This window comes from Leucothrix arctica (genome assembly GCF_003172895.1).
GTDB lineage: Bacteria > Pseudomonadota > Gammaproteobacteria > Thiotrichales > Thiotrichaceae > Leucothrix > Leucothrix arctica.
In genome coordinates, this window is the sequence record NZ_QGKL01000004.1 from 84,048 (window position 1) to 109,778 (window position 25,731).

22 protein-coding genes are annotated in these 25,731 nt (G+C 43.9%); 10 read left to right on the forward strand and 12 right to left on the reverse strand.

Annotated elements, in window-relative coordinates; translation table 11 throughout:
• Positions 1-61 precede the first annotated feature (61 nt).
• Together DKT75_RS00560 and DKT75_RS00565 are read left to right on the forward strand one after the other, a co-directional pair.
• Positions 62-1,174 carry an SEL1-like repeat protein gene (locus tag DKT75_RS00560; RefSeq protein WP_109821490.1) on the forward strand — a complete coding sequence of 371 codons (1,113 nt, stop codon included), beginning with the start codon at positions 62-64 and terminating at the stop codon, positions 1,172-1,174.
• Between the two features lie 224 nt (positions 1,175-1,398).
• Positions 1,399-1,758: a hypothetical protein gene (locus tag DKT75_RS00565; RefSeq protein WP_109821491.1), complete on the forward strand. Its 360-nt coding sequence runs from the start codon at positions 1,399-1,401 to the stop codon at positions 1,756-1,758.
• A 109-nt stretch (positions 1,759-1,867) separates the two neighbouring features.
• On the opposite strand, the gene DKT75_RS00570 is transcribed toward DKT75_RS00565, so the two are convergent.
• A complete protein-coding gene (locus DKT75_RS00570) occupies positions 1,868-2,311 on the reverse strand; it encodes a hypothetical protein (RefSeq protein WP_109821492.1) in 444 nt (147 codons plus the stop codon).
• A gap of 95 nt (positions 2,312-2,406) precedes the next feature.
• Between DKT75_RS00570 and DKT75_RS00575 the strand changes: the two genes are divergently transcribed.
• The 5 genes from DKT75_RS00575 (at position 2,407) to dapE (ending at position 7,865) form a co-directional block, all read left to right on the forward strand.
• Positions 2,407-3,195, forward strand: coding sequence for a helix-turn-helix domain-containing protein (locus tag DKT75_RS00575; RefSeq protein WP_109821493.1), 789 nt, complete (start codon positions 2,407-2,409; stop codon positions 3,193-3,195).
• 63 nt (positions 3,196-3,258) lie between these two features.
• The gene (der, locus tag DKT75_RS00580) at positions 3,259-4,674 is read left to right on the forward strand and encodes a ribosome biogenesis GTPase Der (protein WP_109821494.1); all 1,416 of its coding nucleotides are present in this window, start codon (positions 3,259-3,261) and stop codon (positions 4,672-4,674) included.
• Positions 4,675-4,740: 66 nt separating this feature from the next.
• Complete coding sequence (locus DKT75_RS00585) at positions 4,741-6,336, forward strand: hypothetical protein (RefSeq protein WP_109821495.1); 1,596 nt, start codon at positions 4,741-4,743, stop codon at positions 6,334-6,336.
• Between the two features lie 10 nt (positions 6,337-6,346).
• The gene (locus tag DKT75_RS00590) at positions 6,347-6,694 is read left to right on the forward strand and encodes an ArsC family reductase (RefSeq protein WP_109821496.1); all 348 of its coding nucleotides are present in this window, start codon (positions 6,347-6,349) and stop codon (positions 6,692-6,694) included.
• Positions 6,695-6,737: 43 nt separating this feature from the next.
• Positions 6,738-7,865, forward strand: coding sequence for a succinyl-diaminopimelate desuccinylase (dapE, locus tag DKT75_RS00595; RefSeq protein WP_109821497.1), 1,128 nt, complete (start codon positions 6,738-6,740; stop codon positions 7,863-7,865).
• A 157-nt stretch (positions 7,866-8,022) separates the two neighbouring features.
• Here the strand turns inward: dapE and truA are convergent, their stop codons facing one another.
• The 5 genes from truA to leuC all read right to left on the reverse strand — a co-directional run bounded on the left by truA (position 8,023) and on the right by leuC (position 15,508).
• The gene (truA, locus tag DKT75_RS00600; RefSeq protein ID WP_109821498.1) at positions 8,023-8,805 is read right to left on the reverse strand and encodes a tRNA pseudouridine(38-40) synthase TruA; all 783 of its coding nucleotides are present in this window, start codon (positions 8,803-8,805) and stop codon (positions 8,023-8,025) included.
• A 92-nt stretch (positions 8,806-8,897) separates the two neighbouring features.
• Positions 8,898-11,984 (reverse strand): motility hub landmark protein FimV, encoded by a 3,087-nt coding sequence (locus tag DKT75_RS00605; protein ID WP_146201292.1) that lies wholly within the window; start codon positions 11,982-11,984, stop codon positions 8,898-8,900.
• 345 nt (positions 11,985-12,329) lie between these two features.
• Positions 12,330-13,352, reverse strand: a complete 1,023-nt coding sequence (locus DKT75_RS00610; protein ID WP_109821500.1) for an aspartate-semialdehyde dehydrogenase — start codon at positions 13,350-13,352, stop codon at positions 12,330-12,332.
• A 99-nt stretch (positions 13,353-13,451) separates the two neighbouring features.
• Entirely contained in the window at positions 13,452-14,090 is a 639-nt protein-coding gene (leuD, locus tag DKT75_RS00615; RefSeq protein ID WP_109821501.1) for a 3-isopropylmalate dehydratase small subunit, read from the reverse strand.
• Positions 14,090-15,508, reverse strand: coding sequence for a 3-isopropylmalate dehydratase large subunit (leuC, locus tag DKT75_RS00620; protein ID WP_109821502.1), 1,419 nt, complete (start codon positions 15,506-15,508; stop codon positions 14,090-14,092). Before leuC ends, leuD begins: the two co-directional genes overlap by 1 nt.
• Positions 15,509-15,605: 97 nt before the next feature.
• Between leuC and DKT75_RS00625 the strand changes: the two genes are divergently transcribed.
• Both DKT75_RS00625 and DKT75_RS00630 read left to right on the forward strand, forming a co-directional pair.
• A complete protein-coding gene (locus DKT75_RS00625) occupies positions 15,606-16,484 on the forward strand; it encodes a LysR family transcriptional regulator (protein ID WP_109821503.1) in 879 nt (292 codons plus the stop codon).
• Between the two features lie 93 nt (positions 16,485-16,577).
• Entirely contained in the window at positions 16,578-17,096 is a 519-nt protein-coding gene (locus DKT75_RS00630) for a hypothetical protein (RefSeq protein WP_109821504.1), read from the forward strand.
• Between the two features lie 3 nt (positions 17,097-17,099).
• Here DKT75_RS00630 and DKT75_RS00635 read toward each other — a convergent pair whose 3' ends face one another.
• Genes DKT75_RS00635 through mrcB form a run of 6 tightly spaced genes read right to left on the reverse strand, consistent with a single transcriptional unit; the run spans position 17,100 to position 24,702 of the window.
• Positions 17,100-17,822, reverse strand: coding sequence for a lytic transglycosylase domain-containing protein (locus DKT75_RS00635; RefSeq protein ID WP_109821505.1), 723 nt, complete (start codon positions 17,820-17,822; stop codon positions 17,100-17,102).
• Between the two features lie 34 nt (positions 17,823-17,856).
• Positions 17,857-18,900: a tRNA pseudouridine(13) synthase TruD gene (gene truD, locus DKT75_RS00640; RefSeq protein WP_109821506.1), complete on the reverse strand. Its 1,044-nt coding sequence runs from the start codon at positions 18,898-18,900 to the stop codon at positions 17,857-17,859.
• Positions 18,901-19,599 carry a tRNA (adenosine(37)-N6)-threonylcarbamoyltransferase complex dimerization subunit type 1 TsaB gene (tsaB, locus tag DKT75_RS00645; RefSeq protein ID WP_109821507.1) on the reverse strand — a complete coding sequence of 233 codons (699 nt, stop codon included), beginning with the start codon at positions 19,597-19,599 and terminating at the stop codon, positions 18,901-18,903.
• Positions 19,596-21,515, reverse strand: coding sequence for a DNA repair helicase YoaA (yoaA, locus tag DKT75_RS00650; RefSeq protein ID WP_109821508.1), 1,920 nt, complete (start codon positions 21,513-21,515; stop codon positions 19,596-19,598). Before yoaA ends, tsaB begins: the two co-directional genes overlap by 4 nt.
• Entirely contained in the window at positions 21,515-22,354 is an 840-nt protein-coding gene (locus DKT75_RS00655) for a tetratricopeptide repeat protein (RefSeq protein ID WP_109821509.1), read from the reverse strand. The genes yoaA and DKT75_RS00655 overlap by 1 nt, the downstream gene beginning before the upstream one ends.
• A 56-nt stretch (positions 22,355-22,410) precedes the next feature.
• Positions 22,411-24,702, reverse strand: coding sequence for a penicillin-binding protein 1B (mrcB, locus tag DKT75_RS00660; RefSeq protein WP_109821510.1), 2,292 nt, complete (start codon positions 24,700-24,702; stop codon positions 22,411-22,413).
• Between the two features lie 267 nt (positions 24,703-24,969).
• Here mrcB and DKT75_RS00665 point away from each other — a divergent pair, with 267 nt between their 5' ends.
• Positions 24,970-25,677 (forward strand): C40 family peptidase, encoded by a 708-nt coding sequence (locus tag DKT75_RS00665; protein ID WP_109821511.1) that lies wholly within the window; start codon positions 24,970-24,972, stop codon positions 25,675-25,677.
• The last annotated feature ends 54 nt before the right edge of the window (positions 25,678-25,731 follow it).

Here is a 25,731-nt window from a genome sequence, read left to right on the forward strand (position 1 = left end):
GCATTCGGCTGTACGATTATTACACGATTGAATATAAAAATAATCATCTAGGGGATGCTAAATGAATACGTTTGCAACGCGCTTTGCTGGCGCAGCTTTATTCGGACTTGTCGCTTTTTCACCTGTTATTGTTTCAGCCGACACCACTTCTACTAATACGACAATCCAACAATCTGCTTCTATTGAGCAGCTGTTCCAAAATGGTACAGCTCTCATTAAGCAGAATAAACTCGGGCAAGGTATTAACCTTCTTCGACAAGCAGCGAATCAAGGCCACCCAATGGCGGCTTTTGAACTCGCGTCACTGCATGAAATGGGCGTTGGTGTTAAAAAAGACTATCAACAAGCAAAAACTTACTACGAAATTGCGACTAAAAACGGTCACAGAAATGCTCACTTTAACCTTGCGCTTCTGCTAACGAATGAGTCTGCGCCTTTCGCAAACTTGCCAGAAGCTCGCAAAGTTATGCAAGTGATCGCACAGCGTGGCGATGTTGAAGCGCAGTATGTATTAGCGACGTTGTATAAAAGCACTCTTAATGGTGTAGCATCTCAACCGACAGAAGCGATTCGCTGGTTGCAAGCAGCATCGAAGAGTAATCATGGTAAAGCACAGTTTCTATTGGGCATACACCACCTGCGTGGAGACAATACACCACGTAACCCTAAGTTAGCTTTTGAGTTATTAAACAAGGCTGCAAGACAAGGCGTTGATGGTGCACAGTTCAACCTTGCACTTATGTATGAGCGTGGCGATGGTATTGCAGTTGATAATGCTTCAGCGATTCGTTGGTACCAATCAGCAGCTAACAGCGGCAATGCTAATGCACAACAAAACCTGGGTATAAAGTACTTACTCGGTGAGCAAGTAGCGGCTGACTCTAGTAAAGCACTCAACTTAATTACTAGCGCAGCTAGCTCAGGTTTGAAAAATGCTCAGTTCTTATTGGGTCAGCTTTACCAAACAGGCTTCGAAGGTCGTATTCCTACTAATCTGAGTCAAGCTGAACTTTGGTATTCCCATGCTGCAAAGCAAGGACAAACAGAGGCTCAGTATCAGTTAGCACTCATCTTAAAACAGAAGAAAAACGGCAGTAACGACGCTAATTTCTGGATTCAGCAAGCAGCAGCAGCTGGGCATAATGAGGCAAAAAGAATTCAATCTGGTCTATAAGGTATTATTTTGTAGCAACAAGACTGCTAGTTCTTGTTGCTACTGACTGACCTTTGTCTATTCTAAAAGAACATACTGGTACAATTAGACACTCTTTGTCTCAAAGCCACTAGTCTGATAAAAATACCCTTCTACTATAGTATCCTTATAATATGAAGTAACTCTACAACACATATCATTTCCCCCAATCTGGTATGCCCCCGAATAACAAAAGAGTGTCACATATGAAAAATAAAAAATTAATGACCTATGCATTCTTAGCAGCTGTGATATTTGGCCAAACGGCTTTAGCACAAAGCGGTATTAAAGCGCCAGAAGTTAGCGAAAACTTGCTTAACGATATCACTGCGGAACTATCACTAGAAATTTCGAAAGAACTCTCTAAGGAACAGGTTGCGTCATCAGCTCAAGGCTATCAAGCTGAAGACTTCGAACGTGCGCAACCTAGACGTTCAGCACTATTCCTTCATATCTTAGATAGTGTAGTGAAAGGCTCAACACTTGCAGAAGCCGAGAGCGAAAAATCGACTATTCACAACAACCAGCTGTCAGGCCTATTTAAGGTAGACGGCACACTGTTGTAATTAACAATGTTAAACACTCATGTTAATAAATGGCGCTGAAGTTTCCCCTAGCTTCTGCGCCGTTTTTAATTTCTAAACGGTTATGAGTCAGATCTGACGACGTATACTGCTAACCGCCCTTATCAGGCTTATTAAGATTTTTAGGCATGCCCAATAACGGTATTAACACCAATATTAAGTAAGCCGTATTAAATACAACATTTGATGGTACTCCCGCAGCAATTGACCCAGCACTATCAATCACATACCACACAATAAATGCCTGCAAGGTCGTCTTAGCAATTTCAACATCGCCTCTTTTTAACGCTGGCGCTACAATCCCCCAAAGAAAGACAGAAACAGCACCCAATAAACTAGCCCCAATTGCCGATAACCATTTAGTATTTTGATCTAATGCCACGGCCATATTATCGATAGGCCAATCAAGTACATCGAGCAAAAATCTTGAGGGTAGATTGATTGCTGTATAAGGCGCAAGACCCCAAATAACTGTATACAGTGCAAAAATGACTGCAATGATGCGCATCAACTTAAAGCGTAGATCTAGGGACATGGCTATTTACCGTTTAAATAAATACCATCATAGTGTTGAGCCTAGCGGTAAAACAATTACCTCAAAGGTAATACCTAAACTCACTAGGAACAAACATGAAAAATGATAATGAATGTGGTGCAATCTTACGTGAGTGGCGCAAGAAACGCCGTTATAGCCAGCTGCAACTTGCGGTAGATGCTGACGTCTCTTCAAAGCACTTAAGCTTTATTGAAACCGGCCGAGCAACACCTAGTAGAAACATGATATTGCATTTACAGCTGTTTCTGGAGCTACCTCGGCTAGAATTAAATCGTGCCTTGCGGCTTGCAGGCCATACGCCTATCTACCAGCAGTTATCAGAGCAACACGAAGAACTTAAACCCATCTATCAGGCGATAGATCGAATCATTGAAAAACAAATGCCTTACCCTGCGTTTGTTCTCGACCATCAATGGAATGTTGTACGTGGCAACGCGGCTATGATCAACTTATTAACCAAAGTTGGCCTTCTAGGCAGTAGCAGTATTGTTGATGCACTGGTGAGTCCTAATTTTGATCGGCGCTTTATCAATAATTATTATGAGGTTATTAATCTGTTAGCGCATCGCATTAAAAGTGAAAATTCACATAATGGCGGTGACCCAAAACTGACTGAGCTTGAACACAAATTATTAGCCGTTCTTCAAGATCAATCCATCGCTCCAGCGGATAACGGTATCATCTTAAACATGAAGTTTAATATTGATGGTCAGGCCCTCAGTGTATTTTCTACGATTACGGAGCTTGGCGCTGTTCAAGACTTGGCGATTGGTTGTTTTAAAATAGAACTTATGTTCCCTTTAGATGATGTTACAGAGCGTTATTTTGCAAAAGAAAACCAAATTACTAATCAAAATAAATAAAACGCATCCTTTCTCTATTTTTGTTATAATCCGCCTTTATTCAGAACATCGCAATCTGCACCTATGAGACCTGTAATCGCCCTCGTCGGCCGTCCAAATGTCGGCAAATCCACCCTATTCAACCGTGTCACTAAATCTCGTGATGCATTGGTAGCAGACTTCCCTGGCCTAACGCGTGACCGTAAATACGGTACGGGTGTTATTGGCGAGAGAGACTATCTCATTATCGACACCGGCGGACTAAGCGGTGACGATGCTGGTATTGATGAGTACATGGCTAAGCAAACATGGCTAGCCGTTGATGAAGCGAGCATTGTTCTGTTTCTAGTAGATGGTAAGCAAGGTTTAACAGGCGCAGATGAGCTTGTTGCTGAGCGCCTACGTCGTCAAGGTAAAATCGTTTATCTAGCGGTCAATAAAACTGATGCTGTTGATCCTGATCAAGCACTGACTGAGTTTTACGGTCTTGGTTTTGACGGTATGTTTGCTATTGCTGCGACTCAGGGTCGTGGTGTTACGCAAATGATGAATCAGATTCTGGAAGAAGCGCCAGAAGGTGAAGCAGAAGAGCAGCCAGATGAGAATGATGACAGTATTCGTATTGCATTCATCGGTCGTCCAAATGTTGGTAAATCAACGCTAATCAACCGCATCATGGGTGAAGAGCGTGTTATTGCTTTTGACAAGCCGGGTACAACTCGCGACAGTATTTTCATTCCTTTTGAACGTGATGAACAACGCTATACGCTGATTGATACAGCGGGTATTCGTCGTCGCGGAAAGATTAATGAAGCGGTTGAAAAATTCAGTATCGTAAAGACGCTACAAGCAATCGAAGTGGCTCATGTTGTCATTATGCTACTAGATGCTCACGAAACAATTACTGATCAAGACGCTCACCTACTCGGCATGATTTTAGAATCAGGCCGTGCATTAGTGGTTGCGATCAATAAGTGGGATGGTCTTGACACTTACGAGCGTGAACAGATCGTTGATAAACTAGACTTGAAGCTGCCTTTCATTAGTTTCGCAGAAAAGCACTTTATCTCAGCACTTCACGGTACAGGCGTCGGTAATCTTTACAAGTCAGTCCATGAAGCGCACGAATCTTCAATGATTAAGGTGTCAACGCCACGTCTAACACGTATGTTAGAAACAGCACTGAAAGAACACCAACCACCACTTATCAATGGCTTCCGTATCAAACTACGTTATGCCCACCAAGGTGGTAATAATCCGTTTGTAGTGATAATCCACGGTAATCAAACCAACAAAATTCCTAATAGCTACAAGCGCTATTTGATGAACTACTTCCGTATTACCCTCAATCTAAAGGGTACTCAGGTTCGTGTAGAATTTAGAACGTCTGAAAATCCATTCCAAGATAAGGGCAAAAAGCGCGCGAAGTTGTCGCCTAGTCAGCTTTATCGATTGGATAAGAACGGCCCTGATTACAGAAAAAATCTAAAGGGTAAGTAACACCGCTCTTTGTGATTAATAACTATAACTATAAATATCATTACCCTAAGGCACAAGGACGTAACTATGGCTAATTATCGTAAATTATTAACACTTATCGTGGGCAGTGCTTTATTAGCACTGTCCAGCGTTCAAGCTCACGCGAAGATGCCTTTGGGTATCAATACCAATGAAGTGACGGAGCAAGACGCTAGCGCACCGTTTGTTGATCTGATGAAGATGTCAAAACCTTTCGATGAGTCAAACAGACTCACGAAAGGCTATATCGAATATGATAAAAATGGCTGGCCTAGCAATCTTAAAGGTGGTGTAGCAGGCTCTAACGTCATTCACTGGGTGCCTGCCGGCACACTGCCTGATGGCAACTACACCGTGCTATATGACGGTGAAGGCCAGCTAACTTATGGTGCTGATGCTCGTGTTGTTCACAGTGCTCCAGGGAAAGATATCGTTCAAGTACGTGCTGGGAAAGATCAGTGGTTGCAAGTCACTATGCTGATCAAGCGAAGCAATCCAAAAAACTATGTTCGTAATATCCGCTTCTTACTACCTGGCGGTATCTGTGCAAACAACCCTTTCAAGCGCGTAAATAGTGCCAAGCAATGCTCTGGTAACTTTCAGTCTTTTGAGAAATACCACAAACATATTCTGTTTAATCCTGACTACTTAAATTTCATGCGTAGCTTTAAAGTGATTCGCATGATGAATATTTCAGGGATTACGCGTAATCATGTATCTGACTGGAATGCACTACCGACTATGGAACAGGCTACATGGGCTGGTTCAGAAGGAAGACGTGGTGTACCACTAGAGGTAATGGTTAAGTTAGCAAATAAGCTGAACGCGACGCCTTGGTTTAACATTCCGCAAGAAGCTGATAACAACTTAATCCGTAACTATGCTTTGTATGTAAAGAAGCACTTACGCCCTCACCTGAAGCCTTATCTTGAGTACACTAACGAAGCTTGGAACAGTGCCTTTTCAAGTGCTAGCTACACCAAAGCAATGGGCTTGAAGCAAAAACTAGATGTGGACCGCGCTCAGGCAGGACATAAGTTTTACGTTAAGCGTTCATTGGAAATATTCAATATTTGGACGCAGGTTTATGGCTCTTCAAGACCATTTACTAGAGTACTGGGCGGTTGGTCTGCTAACCCTCGTCTGACCCCTATTCTGCTTAATTACATGAGTGCTTATAAGTCAGTGGATGCTTTTGCGATTGCACCCTACTTCTTTGTACATCAGCGTAACTTGCATGAAGTACACACGGTGCCAGATGTTTTCCGCTTACTTAAAGACCCTAAGAACCCATACTCAATGGATAACGTTTACAAGATGTTAGAGCGTCAGAAAGTCCAAGCAGACAAATTTAAAGTGAAGCTAATTGCTTATGAAGGTGGTCAACACCTTGTGGCACAAGGCACTCGCTCAACTAAAGACAAACCAAACCCGCAGCTAATCGGTGCTAACCGCGCCAACCCAATGGAAGGCTTGTATGTTGAATTTCTCAACAACTGGAAGCGCATTACAGGTGACCAGTTATTTGTTGTGTTCTCAGCTCCTCGACCACCACAGTTTTTTGGTAGCTGGGGAATCAAAGAATACTTAAACCAACCTGACTCAAAAGCGCCTAAGTACCGTGGTATTAAGCGTTTTTTCTAAAGGACTTTAAATGACTGTTATTTTATACGGCATCAAAAACTGCGACACCGTCAAAAAGGCGCGCAAATATTTAGATGCTAAGAATGTTGAGTACACGTTTCATGACTTCCGTGAAGATGGCCTCAACCCTGTCCAACTGGCGGCATGGTGTCGTGAGTTAGGCTGGGAAAAGCTACTCAACAAGCGCAGTACAACGTGGCGTCAGTTACCTGACGAAACTAAAGAAAATATCAATGAAGTATTGGCGACAATGGTTATGGAAGATCAGCCTACTTTGATTAAACGTCCTGTGATGGAACATCCTGATGGCGTTCTCGTTGGCTTTAGTGAAAAAGCTTACGACCAATTATTTGACTGATCACTTGCCTAATCATTGAATTCGGGCAACAAACGGAAGCACCATGAACCATACTTTAGAACTCACCAAAGCACTGATCAACCGTAACTCTGTTACACCTGAAGATGCGGGCTGCCAACAGCTACTCTGTAACCGACTTGAACCACTAGGTTTCAAAACTGAGCATTTACGCTTTGAAGACGTAGATAATATTTGGTTACGTCGTGGAACTAAGCGCCCTCTATTGTGCTTTGCAGGTCATACTGACGTTGTTCCAACAGGCCCGATTACTGACTGGGATAGTGATCCATTTAACGCTGAGATTCGTGATGGACTCCTTTATGGGCGTGGCTCAGCGGACATGAAAGCGAGTATCGCAGCGTTTACAGTTGCTACCGAGCGTTTTGTCAAAGACCACCCAGATCACAGAGGCTCTATCGCTTACCTGATTACCAGTGATGAAGAAGGTCCATCAATCAATGGTACGGTCAAGGTTGTCGAGACACTTGAAGCACGTAACGAAAAAATGGACTGGTGTTTAGTCGGTGAGCCGTCAAGCACAAATACACTAGGTGACGTTATCAAGAATGGCCGTCGTGGCTCATTAAACGCTTACCTGACAGTGAAAGGCAAACAAGGTCATGTCGCCTACCCACACCTTGCAAGAAACCCAGTACATTTAGCAACACCAATGCTGGATGAGCTAACCAAAATGCAGTGGGATATGGGGAATGACTTTTTCCCACCAACTACTTTCCAAGTGTCTAATATTAACTCTGGCACGGGGGCAACGAATGTTGTTCCAGGTACGATTGATATTATTTTCAATTTCCGCTTCTCAACAGAAATCACGTCAGAGCAGCTTCAAGAGCGTGTGACTGCGCTACTGGAAAAGCATGAGCTTGATTACGACGTTAAGTGGGTGTTATCAGGTAATCCATTCCTAACCGCTAAAGGCGAGCTAGTCGCAGCAGCTGTTGAGTCGATCGCTGAAGTAACGGGCACTAAAACGGAGCTATCGACCTCAGGTGGAACGTCAGATGGTCGCTTTATAGCACCTACAGGCGCTCAAGTACTTGAGTTGGGCCCTAGGAATGAAACTATCCACCAAACCAACGAATGCGTTGAGGTGGATGATTTAGAGCCTTTGGAAGAGATTTACTATCGCATCATAAAGAAGCTATTAGCTTAAAACTGAGCTTCATTAATTTACGCGTTGCGTATGACTTAATTACGCCTAAATTATAAATCGGATTTTGCGCAGCGTTTAAAAACTCGCTCAAAAATAGAAAAGGCCCGCGCTACTCAATCATATTGAACAGTGCGGGCCTTTTTTATAACGCCAAATATCACACGTTAAACCAAGGCAATTGATACTCAGTCGGTAACGCAAACTCTTCAGGGTAATCAACATGCACAAAGTACAGTCCACCCGGAGGTGCTGTCGCACCGGCTTCGCGTCGATTAAGCTTAGCCATTAACTCTGGCACCCACTCAACAGGCTGTAAACCTTCCCCTACGACAAACAATGTTCCCGCAATATTGCGAACCATATGATACAAAAATGCGTTGGCTTTTACATCAAGGTAAATAAAGTCACCAGAACGAGTCACTTGGATATCGTGAATAGTTCGTACCGCATGTTTCGCCTGACAACCTGCCGCACGTAAGCTCGTGAAGTCTTGCTCACCCAGTAAGTGCTGTGCAGCTTGATTCATTAATTCAGCGTTGAGTGGCTTGCGGTAGTTTGCAACCCGATTGCTAAGAATAGCCGGACGTGTTTCGCGATTAAGAATGATATAACGATAGCGGCGAGCACCCGCAGAGAAACGCGCATGAAAGCTATCATCCACAGGCTTAATCCAACGTACGACAACAGTCTCAGCTAAATTACTATTTGTGCCCAACTGCCATGACGCTAATGTCCGCTCAGCATCACTTTCAAAGTGAATAATCTGACCGATGCCATGTACACCTGTATCGGTACGCCCCGCACAGACTATTTTAATAGGGTGATTAGCAACTCTGGACAAAGCGGCTTCAACGTCGCCCTGCACTGACGGCGCGTGATCTTGATACTGCCAACCAGAGTAGGCACTACCATCATATTCAATGCATGCTGCGTATTTCATGAGCGTTACAGATTTTTTTCAAAAAAGTATTCTAACAGGCTAAAACAAAAAAGGCCGAGCAAATGCTCGGCCTTTCTGATCTAAGTGAGATATTAACCCGCTTTATGCAATAACTCTTCAGCCTCTTTACGCTGAGCATCATTACCTTCCATCAACACCTCTTCCAAGGTACCGCGTGCACCGTCAACATCACCCATGTCGATATAGGCTCTTGCTAGATCTAGTTTTGTACCAACCTGACCTTCTACTGCATCTAAGTCAGCATCATCACCCAGGTCTAGAAATGATAAGTCATCATCAAGATCACCTAGTGCATCTGAACTAGCGGCCGCTTTAACGTCGCCTGACATCTTGTAGCCACTGCTTTCTGGTAGGATCTTACCGACACCTTCGCTGCTTCCATCTAATGCTAGATTAAGATTAGCAACACCTAGGTCGTTATCATCAAGACTACTTAACAAGTCATCTTCAGAGCCACCTAGATCAAGATCTAAGTCACTAAAGTCATCAACATCAAGGCCTTCAACTAGCTCTGGTACTTCCATACCGGCTTCGGTTGCTGCATCTTTAGCATCGTCTAGCTCAAAGTCACTAAAGTCGAAGTCTAGATCATCACTTTCAATCGCATTATCGACAATCTCTGGCTTTACGATATCTGCCGACGGTAACTCAACATCATTAGACAACATGCTATCTAAATCCATCTCGTCAAAGTCTAAAGAGTCGCCTAAGTCAGGAAGGTCTCCGGCTAAATCAGCTACCGGCGTATCATCAAGACTTGACATATCGATACCAAAGTCATCTACAGCGCCTGTGACTGCGTCTTTAGCACCCGACAACTTATCTCCAGTTGTATCTGCGATCGCTTTACCAGCCGATACCGCGATACCACCAACAGCTGCTGCACCTGCCGCTAAGCCAAGCTTACTACCAAGACCTGAGCCTGCTTTTGAAGCAGTATCTTGAATGGCTGCTGCAACACCAGGACCTGCAAATAACGGACTAGCAGGTAACAATGTACGACCCCAGCCTGACACTTTATCCCAAAGCGGGCCTTTAGTAGCGCCATCCATTTGAGCAAACTCTGTCGCTGCCACTTCAAATGCTTCTTTGTTATCTGATGCGTTATAGTTTTCTAGAAGCTTAGCTCTATATTCTAAATTCTTAGGCTCTTTTTCAATTGCCTTTTTAAGCTCTACTTCTGCTTGCTCATGAAGACCATAAACAATGTAAACGTCCGCTTCTTGAAGAATATCATCACCGTCATCATCTAGATCATCAGGCTCTGTGATTGCCGAAGGAGCTGCTGCCGCTACCAGTGATGGCTCTGATAACAATTCATCTGCTGGATCAACATTGAAGTCATTATTCAGTTCAACTTTCTTAGCGTCTTCACCTAAACCTGCAAACGGGTCATCACTTGCTGATATCGCATCATTTGATGTTGGAGTAATGTTATCGCTTTCGAAATCAGTCGCACCGGGCGCTAGTGTTGGATCATCAAAGTCGATTGGGCTGTAATCATCATACTCATCTTTTGCGTTACGACGCCGTAAGAACAAGAAGCCAAGAAGTAATGCTGCCAAACTACCCGCACCAAGGCCTAAGACCATTGGCGAGCTAATTATGTCAAGAATACCCTTCTCTTTTTCTACGAAAGCAGATGGCGGTGATAAGACATCATCAAGATCTTCTGTCTCAATCGGTGTTTCAAACACTTCAGGCTGCGTATCGTTCATAATCGCTTGCTGAGGATCTTGATTTCGAACGATTGTGCCGTTCTCTTCTTCACCTTGAATCACGTTACCAATCGCTTCGCCCTGCGCTTTGATTGGATCAGCGATTTGAGCCATTTGCTCATCACCACCATCAGTCATTGCCGTTGGCGGCTGACCCATGCTGACTTGTAGTTCAGCTAACTGCTCATTCTTAAGCGTGATTAAACGATTTTTCTTACGAAGCAATGACTCTAGTTCAGAAACACGTGACTTCAACTCATCGTTTTCACGATTACGCGCTGACAGTGACTCACTCGCCAATGTTAGCTGTCGGTTCAAGTTATTAACTTTAGACTGACCCGACAAGTTACCGCTATTAGCTGAGTTGTTACTATCTGTAGAACCTAGTACTTCAACTAACTTATTATTAGTTCGAGGTGCATTAGCTTGAGTTTCTGCAGGTCTGGTATCTCTGCTCAAAGGTGCCTTATTTGAACTAGCTACCTGTGTCTTACGCTGAGACTTCCATTCACTGCTCTGACTACGTATTTGCTGACGTGCCTGAGATAAGCTGATGCGCTTAGCTTCATTAATTGATGGACGACGTAAATCAACGCCAGCTTTCAAGTTATTAATATTACGCTTACGGAACGCTGTAGGGTTCGCTTCGAACAGCGCCATCATCATCTGCTCAGTACGAACACCTTGATAACCTGTTCTCGCTGCAACTTTGTAAAGCGTATCACCGCTACGAACACGATATGTGCGACTGCCATTAGTATTACGCGTAGTCGTTGCTGCTGCAGATCGTTGCGCTATTGGCTTACCTGGGCGGCGTAAACCATCTGAATTTTGTTGCGGTGCTGCTTGAGAAGCCTGCGCTCTCTGACGCTGCTGCTGGAGTGCTTGTTGACGACGCTGTGCATTTGCATCACGTTGACGTTGCTCAGCGATAACACGCTGACGTTGCATCTGAGCTCTTGTCGCTTGCTGTGCAGCGGAACCAGTAGAGGCTGCTTGTCGTGGCTGCTGTACAGCACGTGCAGGCTCTGCTCGAACACCTGCCGTATTACTTGCCGCAACCGACGTACCGGGTTGCATCAACACAGGCGGATCAAGTAGTACCGTATATTCTTTAAGTAACTGCCCCTTAGGCCAGCTAACTTCTAGCAAGAAGTTTATAAATGGCTCTTGAACAGGCTGGCTAGAACTCACCACAATAACCGGCTTGCCGTTCTCCATGACTGAGCGGAAACGCAATCCATTCAAATAAGCAGGACGATCAATACCGACACGACGGAATATAGAGGGTGATGCAACCTTAACATTAAGATTACGTATATCCGCACCATTGATAGATAGTAGATCGATTTTCGCTTTGAAAGGCTGGTTCAGACTCGAAGCAGACTCTATCTCTCCTAATCCCAATCCCCATGAAATGCCTGGGTAGGAAAGAGCCATATATACAGCTAAGCTTAAGGCCTTTTTATTCACTTGTTAATCCCCTTAGTAGCAATGATGCTCTATCCATTCCGTGTATCCGACAAGATGTTATATCCTTTATGACGGTGAATTGAATCATGAACGTGCTCTATTGTTATTGTATTTATTATTCAAGAGTTATTTGTATTAAACCCAAAATGACACTCAATCTGGATTGGTCGAAAAAACAATCTTCTCAACATGATGCTATTAATACCAAGTAACCTCTGAATCGAACCTTAATAATCTTTTTTCACTGTCACTAACTGACGAGCGAGTGTCATAATGTGACAATTCGCTGTCAGTTTTCAAGTATAACTGGGACTAAAGGTAATCGTTGATCAAAATTTCTGCGATCTGAATAGCATTTAGCGCTGCACCCTTACGCACATTATCAGCTACTACCCACAGATTCAAACCATTGGCATGTGACAAGTCCGAGCGAATACGACCAACAAACACGTCATCTTTGCCCGTTGCCTCGCTAACCGGTGTTGGGTAACCACCATTTTCACGCTCATCAAGAAGTGACACACCAGGTGCAGCTGCGAGCAACTCTCGTGCCACCTGTGCAGAAATCGGTTCACGCGTCTCTATATGTACCGCTTCAGAGTGACCAAAGAACACCGGCACTCGAACAGCCGTGGGGTTTACCAAAATTTCGTCATCTTCAAAGATCTTCTGCGTCTCACGCACCATCTTCATTTCTTCTTTGGTATAGCCATTTTCTTCAAACTCATCAATATGCGGTAACACATTGAATGCTATTTGCTTGGAAAACAGATCAGACTTAGCTTCCAAACCATTGAGTAACTTAGCTGTTTGACCTGCTAACTCCTTAATACCTTTCTTACCAGCACCCGATACCGCTTGGTAAGTCGCCACGTTTATACGGGTGATCTTAACCATGTCGTGAATAGGCTTTAGTGCAACCAACATCTGAATCGTTGAGCAATTAGGGTTAGAAATAATGCCACGTGTGCTGTACTCAGCAACTGCATGTGGGTTTACTTCAGGAATCACTAATGGCACATCTGGGTCATTACGGAACGCTGAAGTATTATCAATAACGACACAGCCATTCATTGCTGCTTTCGGGGCATACTCCTCTGACACTGCTGAACCAGCAGAGAAAAAGGCAATCTGTACCTGACTAAAATCAAAATCTTCGATGCGGCTTACTTGATAGTAAGTACCTTCGTACTCAATACGAGTACCTGCAGTATTTTCGCCCGCAATTAAGAAAAGCTTACCTACTGGGAAATTACGCTCAGCCAAAATAGACAGCATAGTCTCACCAACCATACCGGTAGCGCCGACGATCGCAATATCATAAGTGTTGCTCATTCTATATTCCTTCTTTCATTTGAGATTAATCAGATAATAATCTGATTTTTATCGATAAAACAGGCAGCTCAGAAGCTGCCTGAATAACTCACTAATCGCTTAGTTAAACAACCATGGAGAGGTCGCTTTACGCTTCTCTTCATACGCTGCTATTTCATCACTGTGCTTTAAAGTCAGTGCAATATCATCCAAACCATTCAGTAAGCAGTACTTACGGAAGTCATCGATTTCAAAAGCAAAGCTTTCACCTGAAGGCGTTACAACAACTTGGTCTTCAAGGTTTACGGTTAACTCATAACCTTCAGTCGCTTCAACTTCCTCAAACAACTTAGACACGATTTCTTCAGATAAAACAATCGGTAAGAAACCATTCTTAAAGCTATTATTAAAGAAAATATCAGCAAAACTAGGAGCGATGACTGCTCTAAATCCGTCATCATCCAACGCCCAAACAGCGTGCTCACGTGAAGAACCGCAACCGAAGTTACGACGTGCTAGTAGCACTGACGCGTCTTTATAACGAGGCTTGTTCAATACGAAGTCAGGATTAACTTCACGCTTTGAGTGATCCATTCCTGGCTCGCCCGGCTCATTGTAACGCCAGTCATCAAATAGCGTTGGGCCAAAACCACTGCGCTTAATCGACTTTAGGTATTGCTTTGGAATAATCGCATCTGTATCCACGTTTGAACGATCTAGCGGTGCAACCACACCTTTATGAATAGTAAACTTTTCCATTACAAACTCCTTACATCAGTAAAGTGACCCGATACTGCCGCTGCTGCTGCCATCGCTGGACTGACTAGGTGAGTACGTCCACCCTGTCCTTGACGACTTTCAAAGTTACGGTTTGAGGTTGACGCACAACGCTCACCCGGCTCAAGGCGGTCAGCATTCATCGCTAAGCACATAGAGCAGCCCGGCTCACGCCACTCGAAACCAGCATCTTTAAAGATGACATCTAGACCTTCATCTTCCGCTTGCTTCTTAACCAAGCCAGAACCAGCAACAACCATTGCTAACATCACGTTAGAAGCTACTTTACGGCCTTTAGCAACAACAGCTGCAGCACGTAAGTCTTCGATACGTGAGTTTGTGCAAGAACCGATAAATACTTTGTCTATTTGAATTTCATTAATTGGCTGACCTGCAGTCAATCCCATGTAATCCAACGCTGACTGAATACCACTACTCTTAACCGAGTCTGCTTCGTCAGCAGGGTTAGGCACGTTTCCAGTCACCGGCAATACCATCTCTGGTGAAGTACCCCAAGTCACCTGTGGCAAAATGTCTTTACCTTCAAGCTCAACAACAATGTCAAACTCAGCATCATCATCTGACTTAAGATCAGACCATGCAGCCTTTGCCGCTTCCCACTGCTCGCCAGTGGGTGCAAATGGGCGACCTTCTACATAATCAATCGTCTTTTGGTCTACCGCGATCATGCCAGCACGCGCACCACCTTCAATAGCCATGTTACAAACCGTCATACGGCCTTCCATGCTCAAGTCGCTAATTGCTTCACCAGCAAACTCAATCGCACAACCATTACCACCGGCTGTTCCAATCTTGCCGATAATGGCTAGAACGATGTCTTTAGAGGTAACACCTTCACTAGCTTTACCATTAACTCTAACCAGCATGTTCTTCATTTTCTTCTGAATTAAGCACTGCGTCGCCATGACGTGCTCTACTTCAGATGTTCCGATACCGTGGGCTAAAGCACCAAATGCACCGTGCGTTGATGTGTGAGAATCACCACAAACAACGGTCATACCCGGCAAGGTTGCACCCTGTTCAGGCCCAATCACATGCACAATACCTTGACGAATATCATCCATTGAAAACGCATTAACCTTGAACGATTTACAGTTACTGTTCAGCGTTTCAATTTGAATTTTTGAAATCGGGTCACTAATGCCCGCTGTACCATTACCACGATCAGCTGTCGTTGTTGGTACATTATGATCTGGCACCGCCAAAATCGAGCTCGCACGCCACAAAGGACGGTTCGCTATACGCAGGCCTTCAAACGCCTGTGGTGATGTCACTTCATGTACTAAGTGTCGGTCGATGTACAGTAACGCAGTACCGTCATCATCTTGGCGTACCACATGGGCATCCCAAAGCTTGTCGTATAAAGTCTTTCCAGCCATTTGCCTTTCTCCTAAGCAGTTTCCCGAACTATGTTATGCTCAGGCTCACGATAACTCAAATTCATAATTTTCATTTATTCAAGTCGCATGAGGAATAATGGACACACGTAACTATTTAGCCTTTCTTAGTGTCGCCAAGCTTGGATCATTTTCCAAAGCGGCCAATACACTCTTTATTACCCAACCAGCTGTTAGCAAACGCATTGCCGCATTAGAACAATGGATAGGTCATCCTTTGTTTGATCGTGCAGGTCATACCATTTTACTTAATGAATCTGGTCGCGCCCTGCTACCTCATGCGCAGCGCATTATACGTGATATTGAGGAATCAAAGCAGATTATCGCTAACTTAAGTGGTTCTATTAGTGGCCAGCTATCACTCGTCACTTCTCACCATATTGGGCTCAGACGTCTGCCCGACACGCTACAGCAATTTAACCGAGAATATGCGGACGTTAAACTAGATCTAGCATTCATGGACTCAGAGGATGCCTGTCAACGCATAGAAAAAGGTGAGTTTGAAATGGGTGTTGTGACACTGCCTATTAAGGCTTCAAACCAACTAAAGCTCACGCCTATTTGGCAAGATGAGTTATGTATTGCGGTTGCTAACAGTCATCCGCTACTAAAACTTAACGAAGTCTCATTAAAAGATCTCTCAGCACATCGCGCCATTTTACCTTCCCGAGGTACCTACACGCGTTCTATTATTGAAGGACAATTAATTCAACAACAACGCTTACTCGACGTCGTATTGGAAACAAACTATCTAGAAACCATTCGAATGATGGTATCTGTCGGTCTTGGCTGGAGCGCCCTACCTCGCACCATGCTTGGCGACGACCTTTGTGAAATAAAAATCGAAGAGTTAAATATGTTTCGAACACTTGGTTTAGTGCAGCACGCACAACGTAGTGTGTCTGGAGCAAGTGCTGCTTTTATAAGGTTGTTAGAGGAACGTTCAACTTTAAAATAAATTTAACCCCTATTTATCCTGCATTCAGGATGAATTCATAGCGACTGTGTAGACTGAACTTATAATAAAAAATAATCTAAATCAGGCTGCACAATGAATAATAACTACAGAATGGACGTTAAGTACTTTGCAATTTGGATTTTCATCGTCGTTGCACTTAGCGCTATAAGTTCAAAAGTGATGGCCGCTGAAGAGCAAATCAAAGTTTGGTCAACGGCTGAGTCATCAGTAACAACAGAAAAAGACGGCAAGAAAGTAGAAAAGAAAATAGCCGTTAAAAAACTCCTTCCGGGAAAAACAGTCTATTACAGCACCTATTTCAAGAATACCAGCAAGAAGTCTGTTGATGGCGTAAGCATCATCAACCCTATCCCTAAGACCACGAAATTTATTAAAGGGTCAGCATGGGGTGAAAACAGCACTGTCCTGTTTTCAGCTGATGGCGGAAAGACTTGGGGAAAAAGTGGTGAGCTAAAGAAAAAGAACAAAGAAGGCAAAATGGTCACCGCACAAACGACAGAGTTCACCCATATTCGCTGGAAACATAAGGGCGAATTAAAGTCAGGCGTCACACGTAAAACAGGCTTTCAAGTAACACTACTAAAGCCGTAAACATTATTGCTTAAATAAATGTGGGGCTTGCTCTTTCATATAAGCAAGTCCCTGTCGACCAGGTTTTGCTGTTAACGCTTTAGGTTTAGGCGGAGCCACGACTCTCTTATAAGTACTACCCACTACTTTCACTGTACGGCCTTTAGCTTTAGGCAGCGGCGCGTAAGGAAAGTATACTGAGCCGTTAGCAATAGTATTACTTCTATAGGTGGACTTACCCGGCGCAAGACGATTGTAGATAGCCAAGACATTGACCACATACTTTTGAGTTTCACGGTACGGCGGCACACCACCATACTGATCTACCCGCCCTTCACCTGCATTATATCCTGCCAATGCATGCCGTAAGTTTCCGTTAAATCGCTTAGTCAGCCACTGCAAGTAACGTGTACCCGCATAGATATTCTGTTTTGCATTAAAACTATCAGACACACCAAAACGATCTGCTGTATCTGGCATTAGTTGCATAAAACCTTGAGCACCCGCTGGGGATACGGCTCGCTGCTGAAAGCAAGATTCCACCGCGATAACTGCTTGGATCAACGCCTTATCAACACCGTAGACCTTTGATGCTTGTACAATCGTACTAGCAATTGATGCAGATTTTCGCTCTATCGATACAGGACTAGCACTCAAACAACTTGCCACAGCACTCGGCGCTACGCTTAAACTAGCGAGCGTTATTGCTCCTACAAGGAATAATTTTTGGTGTGTGTGCTTTATCATTTGAGTTAATTTCTCAGCATTTTTGACTAATAATTTAGTCTCTAGCCAACCTATTAAGTTCCGTCACATCTTTGAACTCACCTAGCTCTTGTAAGACGCTCGTTGCGTAACTTCCAGGAGGCAGTGTAAACGTCAACTGCAAGACATCACCTTCCAACCAACTATGCTCTAGCTCACCGACCATTAAACGTAAAGAACGACGTTCTTGTTTAAGGCCATGCTTCTCTAAACCTTTACTCAATATTGAAAACTTTTCACCAACAGCGAGCTCTTGAGACTTCACATCATCGCCAGTAATTAACTCACCCTCACCCCACATCGGACCCGTTGGGTGTAAATCAATTTCGGACACACGCTGCTGTAGAACGTCAGTGAGTGGCTCAGAGAAACAACTCTTGGTGCCATGCAACTGAAACGCCTCACCATCGACAGCTTTATTCCACGTCCCGTCGGCGACACGTCGAGACAAGTTATCATTGAATATCAACGATCGTGCTGCTGACAAATACATACTCTTTTGCTTTCGCGCCTTAGGTCTACTTAACCCTTCAAACCACGACGTTGCTCGTTCGATATTAGCATTACCGTGACCAAAACGCTGCACGCCAAAGTAGTTAGGTACACCCTGCTCTTTAATCGCAGCGATACATTGCTCAAGCTGTTCTTTGTCACCTTGAATGTTACGCATCACCAACTTGAAGCGATTACCCTTCAATGTCCCAATACGTACTTTTCGGTTATGTCTAACCTCTTCGAGTACTTGTATGGATTCTGGTAAATGCTCAGACCATTTAGGTGCTTCTTTGCCTGGCAACCAAACACTAAACCACTGCGTTGTAATGGCGTGACGATCTTTTAAGCCTGCGTAAGACACATCACGACGAACAATACCTGCGATATCTGCAAGCTGCTTACCCGTCCACTCAGTATTTTGACCATCTTTTAAAATCTTTAGGCAAACATGCTCACCTTCACCACTCGGCTCAAAGTCAGGTATTTCATCTACCTGAAAGTCTGCATGGGTCGTACGTATATCACCTGTTAAAGAAGCTGCATTTGTTGTGCGATTAACATCCATTTAGTTTTTACTACCTTGGTCAGCTTTTTTCTTGGCTACGTTGTTTCGTAAGTAAGTTGGTTCTGCGTCAGCCGCATCAATCAACTCTCCACGCTGCCAAGCATAGCTTGCCAGCGTTGCAATATGTTCTGCGCTTGGGAATACATCATTTGTCGAGCCTGCAACCCAATCAGCTGGCTGCGCTAAAAACTCAGCATGATAGGCTTCCCAACCACTACCAAAGATCAATGATGGCACCTGTTGCTGAAGTAGTAACTCAGGAATCGACACTTGCTCCTCACTCGTCAGCACGGCTTCACCTTCTCTGTTTGCGTAATGCCCCCAGTAAACTTCACTCATTCGAGCATCAATAGCAGGGATCATTTGAGTGTTTGTCACGTTTTGAGTCTCAAGAATCTGTTGAGCCATAGCCGCTAAGGTCGATATAGCGATTAGTGGCTTATCTAATGACAGTGCCAAACCTTGCGCAATACCGACAGCAATTCTTAAACCCGTAAAAGCACCGGGACCACGCCCAAATGCAATCGCATCTAACTCGCTTTTAGAAACGTCAGACTCATTCAAGACTTCATCCAACATTGGAAGAATAAGCTGGGTGTGCTTTCTAGGTGCTAACTCATAACGATGGGTGACTTCACCATCATTATACAAAGCTGCTGAACACGCTTCCGTGGCCGTTTCAATTGCTAAAATTTTCATATTTTTCGCGTCGTAAAGAAACGCTCTACAACTTCTCGCTTAGTCGTTTTAGGCACTTTTGGTAAACTATCTAAAAAAGTACGCCCGTAAGGTTTAGTTCTTAATCGCGGGTCACAAATCATCAATACACCTTGATCTTGCTCATCACGAATCAATCGACCGACACCCTGCTTCATGGCGATAACCGCTTGAGGAAGCTGATAATCCATAAAAGGGTTACCGCCAGATTCACGAATAGATTTTATACGCGCTTCAAGGACTGGGTCACCCGGTGATGCAAAAGGAAACTTATCGATAATCACGCAACTCAACGCTTCACCACGGACATCAACACCTTCCCAGAAGGTGCTAGTGCCTAACAATACTGCATTACCCAACTTTTTAAATTGGCTAATCATTTCAGCTTGCGAAGTATCACCCTGAACGAGTATCGGGTATTCAATCTCTGACTTTAGTAACTCAGCTGCCTGATTTAGTGCACGATAGCTGGTAAATAGCATAAAGGTACGACCTTTAGCCGCATTAATCACCGGTATCGCTTCTTCCACTAAGCGTGGGACAAAATCGTGTTGCTGTGGCTCTGGCATATTGGAAGGTGCATATAACAATGCGTTATTCCAATAGTCAAAAGGGCTATCAAGCAGCAAGGTTTTTGGATTATCTAAGCCAATTCGTTGTGTGAAATGATCAAATGATTGACCAACAGCCAATGTCGCAGAGGTTAATACCCATGCACAAGGGTATGCGTCTAACTGCTTACGAAACGGCTCAGCTATTTCCAAAGGCGTTGAGACTAATGAAAATGAGCGAGTATATGTTTCAAACCACTGCACCGTTTCTGGTTTAGGGTCTTTGAAGTTTGCTAGGCGCTGTGTTTGTACGAATAAACGCTCATAACACGTCTGTAAACCTTTACTTCGCTCAGAAGCCACCTGCAACTGAGCAAGCACTTGCTCCATAACGTCAGTTAAGTTTTGTAGCTCACGCTGAATAGGTTCTTTATCTCGAATTTTGTACCAAGGCTCGCGCTGGCCCGGCTTATCCATCGCTAAACGGAAATCCATGACGACTTTATCTAGCTTAGCTAATAACTCACGTAACTCACCCATGTCAGACGCAGACTCAAGGCACTCTGCCAAGGTGTCACGACTAAACTCTAGTAATTGACGACTACTTAAGTTGTCACTAAAGAAGGTAGATGCTATTTCAGGTAGCTGATGAGCCTCATCCAAAATAACCGCATTAGCACTAGGTAGTAATTCACCAAACCCTTCTTCTTTCAAGGCTAAGTCAGCAAAGAATAAGTGATGGTTAACGACCACAATATCTGCTTCTTGCGCATTACGACGAGCTTGCACAACATGGCATTCTTGGTAATCACCACACTCAGCACCTAGGCAGTTATCTGTTGTAGATGTGACGCTTGGCCACACTTCAGAATCTTTTGGTACAGCAGACAACTCAGACACATCACCCGTTTTAGTAACAAATGCCCAGTCATCGACTTTGCGCAGGTGGGAAATCGACTTTTTATCTTTAAACCGAGCTTCCATTTGTACCAAGCGCATACGGTGCTTACAAAGGTAATTGGCACGACCTTTTAATAGAGCAGTTTGAGCGTTTGATTTGAGAGCTTTCTTCACCAGAGGAAGATCTTTTAAGTAAAGCTGATCTTGCAGCGTTTTACTTCCCGTGGAAACAATCACCTTGCCGCCACTTAAAAAAGCAGGCAACAAATAAGCGAAGGTTTTCCCGACACCTGTACCCGCTTCAATAACTACCGAACTATTTGTCTCAAGTGCTTCAGACACGGCTTCAAGCATAGCTTGCTGCTGTGGTCGAACCTGAAAACCTTCAATAACTTCCGCTATCGGGCCATCAGTTGCTAGCAGTGTCTGCCAATCGTACTTTGCCATTATGGATTCATTTTCTTGTAATCTAAGACTTCTCTGAAGACTTTAGTATTACCTGTTTTAGTAGCAGCCTTACTTATCAAAGCCAAGTTTTGAGAGACAAGGCCTCGATTGCCAGTAGACATGCGCAAGGACTTTCTAGAAAGGCTAATTGCTTGGTCATAGCGACCTTTACCATAGTTAAAGTTACCTAATTGATACCATAACAATGGACTATTTGGCTCTATACGCAACGCACGCTCAACCTTATTAATTGCCGAGTCATAACGTCCAACAGCAGCTTCCGCTTTTGCGCCTAACAACAACGCATTTGCAGCGACTGATAACGAACGGTTAGCCGTCCGTGGCGCAGGCTTTGCAACACTGTTATTACTGGTAACTGCAGCGGTTTCACGCTCTGGTATGTCTGCAAATGGGTCAATATCTAATTCGTTTTTACTTTGATCTTCTACAACTGGTTTTACAGGCTCCGGAACCGGCATTTCCACTTTAAGTGGTGGTGGAGACAAGCGTTCAACAACCGCTGGCTGCGATTGTTCTAGTGGTGTTGTAAATGTGTCATAAGACTGGTCTGGTACATAACTCTGGTAGGTATCTTCAGGTCTAGAGTAAGGTCCTGTCGCCTGCGGCTTGTACTCTTCAAAAGCAGGAGCAGAATACACACCACGGTTTTGCAGAGCAGTCGTACTTTGCTGTACTGGAGCCGTTCGCTGAGGAGTAGGAACGGTTGGCAGTGTCTCACGCACAGGCGATGAACGACGCGGCTCAGTACTAGAGCACGCTGTACTAATTATTGCCACACACCCTAGCAAACAGTAACGAACCACAGATTTTTTAAACATGACCTTTCCAGAAATTATTTACAGAGCAACGACTGATCTAACAACACACTACTGACTTAAGGAGTCCCTGCATCAACCGCAGGCTCCATCACCACACAAACACGATACTTACGGGGTTGAGTCCCACGAACAAATGGCATCGTTACAGGCTTACCGCAGTTCTTATTGTATAATAGCCCAGTGTCCTTATCGACTTTAACAAAGCGTACTTGACCCGGTCTAACTGGCTTCAATGGACGTGTCGGCATCACTTTAAACAAGTCTGCCCATACTTTAATAGCCCCCGTACCACCGGTTAGCCCAGTCTCTTTATTGTCATCACGACCAACCCATACTGAAGCAACATGCTGCCCTGTAAAACCTGCATACCAGCTATCACGTTTATTGTTGGTCGTACCCGTTTTACCTGCTGAGTTTTTCCAAGCAGGTAAGTTACGAGATAAATAAGATGCTGTTCCGCGCTTCGTGACTTGATTCATCGCATAAGTCAGAAGGTAGTTAGCTTCAGGTGTAGCCACTTGCTTAATACTCAATGGGTAACGACGCAAGGTGCGACCGAAAGAATCCATTACACTACGGATAGACTTAAGAGGCGTGTAACTACCACCAGATGCAATCGTTTGATACATCTGTTGTACTTCCATAGGAGATAGCTCCAAAGCACCTAGCAACACTGAAGGGTAAGGCGGAATCTCAGACATAATCCCAAGATCATGCAGTTTATTCACTATGTTGTTCATGCCCATCGTCACACCAATACGCACTGTCGGTGTATTACGAGACTTAACCAGTGCCTCTTCTAGAGTTACTTGACCTAAATCTTTATGATCATAGTTACCAGGCTCCCACACATCGCCGTTCGACAAGCGTACTTTCACTGGACCATCGTTAATTAGCGAAGACAAAGTGTACTCATCAGGAGACTCAAGTGCAGTCAAAAATACCGCTGGCTTAACTAATGATCCGATCTGACGCTTAGCATCCAGTGCGCGATTATAACCTGCATAACGAACATCACGTCCGCCAACGACAGCTTGTACTTCACCATCCTGAACGTTACTTACAACCATCGCGCCGTTAAGTTTGCCTTTTTCGATACCCTGTTGACGCTCCAGTATATCTACACGTCTACTCAATACTCTTTCAGCGGTTAACTGAACAATCGGATCCATAGCCGTAAAGATCAGAAGACCTTCACTACGCAAATCCTCTTCTTGATAATCACGTTGCAACTGAGACTTCACCAACTCTAAATAAGCGGGGAACGGACTAACACTTGGTGGCGCATTAGCCGTGATATGCAATGGTCTAGCTTTGAAAATCTTTGCGTCAGCTGTCGTAATAACATCCTCACGCGCCATGATATCTAATACTAGGTTACGACGTTCAGTCGCTCTTTCTGGAAAACGACGAGGGTCATAATAAGACGCACCTTTGGCCATACCAATCAGCAGTGCTACTTGATCTGTGTCTAACTCACGAATAGGTCGACTAAAGTAAAACTGTGAAGCCAAACCGAAGCCGTGTATTGCACGCTTCTTGTTTTGACCTAAGTAAATTTCATTCAGGTAAGTTTCTAAGATCTTCTCTTTAGAATAGTGAAGCTCTAGTAGCAACGACATCGTCGCTTCATTTACCTTACGCTTTAAGCTTCGCTCATTGGTTAGGTAAAAGTTCTTAACTAATTGCTGAGTTAAAGTACTACCACCCTGAACTGTTTGACCTGCTTTAGCATTCGCTAACATCGCTCGAACAATAGACTTAGGGTTAACTCCTACATGGTCATAGTAGTTTTTATCTTCAACAGCTATCAAACCCTTGATAAGCATTGGTGAAATTTCATCAAGCTGTACAAGTACTCGATCTTCATTATGACTTGGGTAGAAATTACCAATCAAGATCGGCTCTAGGCGCATTAGGTTCAATGGCCCTGTATCATTCAGGTGCTTAAGTGACGACACCTGCCCCTTAGCAATCTTTAATACTAACGCTCGGTCAGCTTCGGTGTCTTCCGCAAAACGGAAACCACGCGTATGAATTTCGAAGGTATTACCTTTACGATTATATTGTCCCGTCGATTCAGGTGCAGTAGATTGATTGTAGTTGAGCAGTTTTAGCTCTTTTTCCAAGTCATCCGCTTGTAAAGTCTGTCCTTCGTATAACTCTAATGGACGCGCAAATACCCGAGCTGGCAAAGCCCAAAGCTTACCCGCAAATTGTGTTTTAACTTGATCATCAAGCTTAAGCACATAAGCGGCAGCAACCAACGCCCCCAAAACGATAGATACAAGTAGGGCAATGCGTAAAACACGCCAAATAATTTTAATAGATGACCAGATAAAGCTCATGCCTTAATTCCCTTACATCGCTTTTTTTTTAGATTTTCACAAATTTGTGACAAAGTATTTACCGTATGCATGAGCTTATTATTTTTACTTGATAAAAAACCATAATCAAGCATTTGAAGAATACAGGAGATTCTATCTGATTTTTTGAAAAATTAGTATCGGATAGAATGCCTTCAATCAGTGATTTAAGCCATTTTATGACCCGTAGTGTCAAACCCGAGACATACATAGCTCCCAATAAACAACGATTAAAATAACAATAATATTATGTTGAAGACCTATATAACAACTCTATCTATAGTCGCGCTTCTTAGCTTAAGCGTTCAGGCAAATGCACAATTTGCTCAAACCGTTGTGGATGAGTATAACCAAGTGCTGCCTATCTTTTTTAATGAACCTCAAAGGCAGATGCCTGCCCCTGTTGTAATACCCTCACCTTCGATGGCTGGAGGGCAACGATATTCGCAGCAACGACCACTAACGATACAAAATCGACAGCCACCTGCTCCCGTTCAACACGCTAGAACAGTTGCACGCCCTCAGGCTTTACAAAATAAACCTTCTGGTGATCCATTAAGAGGTCCTTACTTTCTAAGTCCTGAGCGCCATCGAATTATGGATGCAGCCTATTCCGCGCTTGGTATTCCTTATATCTATGGTGGAAACAATGCATCACGCGGTTTGGACTGCAGCAGCCTCATGCAATTTATCCATAAAAAAGCACTGGGTAAAACGTTACCACGTACCGCTGCTGTTCAACGTGACAAAAGTAAAACGATTGCCTATAACTCGTTACAGCCAGGTGATATGTTATTTTTCAAAATTAATAGCCGCACCAATCACGTTGGCATCTATATTGGAAACGGTAAGTTCATCCATGCCTCGTCAGGTAAGCGACGCGCCATTATTGACTCAATGGAAAAATCCTATTGGAAGAAACGTTTCGTCAAATTTGGTAGTTACCTAAACAGTTGATGATTAAAATCACTATTCTTCTTGATTAGTCTCATAAAACCCCTATTATTATTT

Bases quoted from the DNA above. Each gene is read 5' to 3' on its own strand.
- DKT75_RS00560 (WP_109821490.1), top strand. From the start codon at position 62: ATGAATACGTTTGCAACGCGCTTTGCTGGCGCAGCTTTATTCGGACTT.
- DKT75_RS00565 (WP_109821491.1), top strand. From the start codon at position 1,399: ATGAAAAATAAAAAATTAATGACCTATGCATTCTTAGCAGCTGTGATA.
- DKT75_RS00570 (WP_109821492.1), bottom strand. From the start codon at position 2,311: ATGTCCCTAGATCTACGCTTTAAGTTGATGCGCATCATTGCAGTCATT.
- DKT75_RS00575 (WP_109821493.1), top strand. From the start codon at position 2,407: ATGAAAAATGATAATGAATGTGGTGCAATCTTACGTGAGTGGCGCAAG.
- der (WP_109821494.1), top strand. From the start codon at position 3,259: ATGAGACCTGTAATCGCCCTCGTCGGCCGTCCAAATGTCGGCAAATCC.
- DKT75_RS00585 (WP_109821495.1), top strand. From the start codon at position 4,741: ATGGCTAATTATCGTAAATTATTAACACTTATCGTGGGCAGTGCTTTA.
- DKT75_RS00590 (WP_109821496.1), top strand. From the start codon at position 6,347: ATGACTGTTATTTTATACGGCATCAAAAACTGCGACACCGTCAAAAAG.
- dapE (WP_109821497.1), top strand. From the start codon at position 6,738: ATGAACCATACTTTAGAACTCACCAAAGCACTGATCAACCGTAACTCT.
- truA (WP_109821498.1), bottom strand. From the start codon at position 8,805: ATGAAATACGCAGCATGCATTGAATATGATGGTAGTGCCTACTCTGGT.
- DKT75_RS00605 (WP_146201292.1), bottom strand. From the start codon at position 11,984: ATGGCTCTTTCCTACCCAGGCATTTCATGGGGATTGGGATTAGGAGAG.
- DKT75_RS00610 (WP_109821500.1), bottom strand. From the start codon at position 13,352: ATGAGCAACACTTATGATATTGCGATCGTCGGCGCTACCGGTATGGTT.
- leuD (WP_109821501.1), bottom strand. From the start codon at position 14,090: ATGGAAAAGTTTACTATTCATAAAGGTGTGGTTGCACCGCTAGATCGT.
- leuC (WP_109821502.1), bottom strand. From the start codon at position 15,508: ATGGCTGGAAAGACTTTATACGACAAGCTTTGGGATGCCCATGTGGTA.
- DKT75_RS00625 (WP_109821503.1), top strand. From the start codon at position 15,606: ATGGACACACGTAACTATTTAGCCTTTCTTAGTGTCGCCAAGCTTGGA.
- DKT75_RS00630 (WP_109821504.1), top strand. From the start codon at position 16,578: ATGAATAATAACTACAGAATGGACGTTAAGTACTTTGCAATTTGGATT.
- DKT75_RS00635 (WP_109821505.1), bottom strand. From the start codon at position 17,822: ATGATAAAGCACACACACCAAAAATTATTCCTTGTAGGAGCAATAACG.
- truD (WP_109821506.1), bottom strand. From the start codon at position 18,900: ATGGATGTTAATCGCACAACAAATGCAGCTTCTTTAACAGGTGATATA.
- tsaB (WP_109821507.1), bottom strand. From the start codon at position 19,599: ATGAAAATTTTAGCAATTGAAACGGCCACGGAAGCGTGTTCAGCAGCT.
- yoaA (WP_109821508.1), bottom strand. From the start codon at position 21,515: ATGGCAAAGTACGATTGGCAGACACTGCTAGCAACTGATGGCCCGATA.
- DKT75_RS00655 (WP_109821509.1), bottom strand. From the start codon at position 22,354: ATGTTTAAAAAATCTGTGGTTCGTTACTGTTTGCTAGGGTGTGTGGCA.
- mrcB (WP_109821510.1), bottom strand. From the start codon at position 24,702: ATGAGCTTTATCTGGTCATCTATTAAAATTATTTGGCGTGTTTTACGC.
- DKT75_RS00665 (WP_109821511.1), top strand. From the start codon at position 24,970: ATGTTGAAGACCTATATAACAACTCTATCTATAGTCGCGCTTCTTAGC.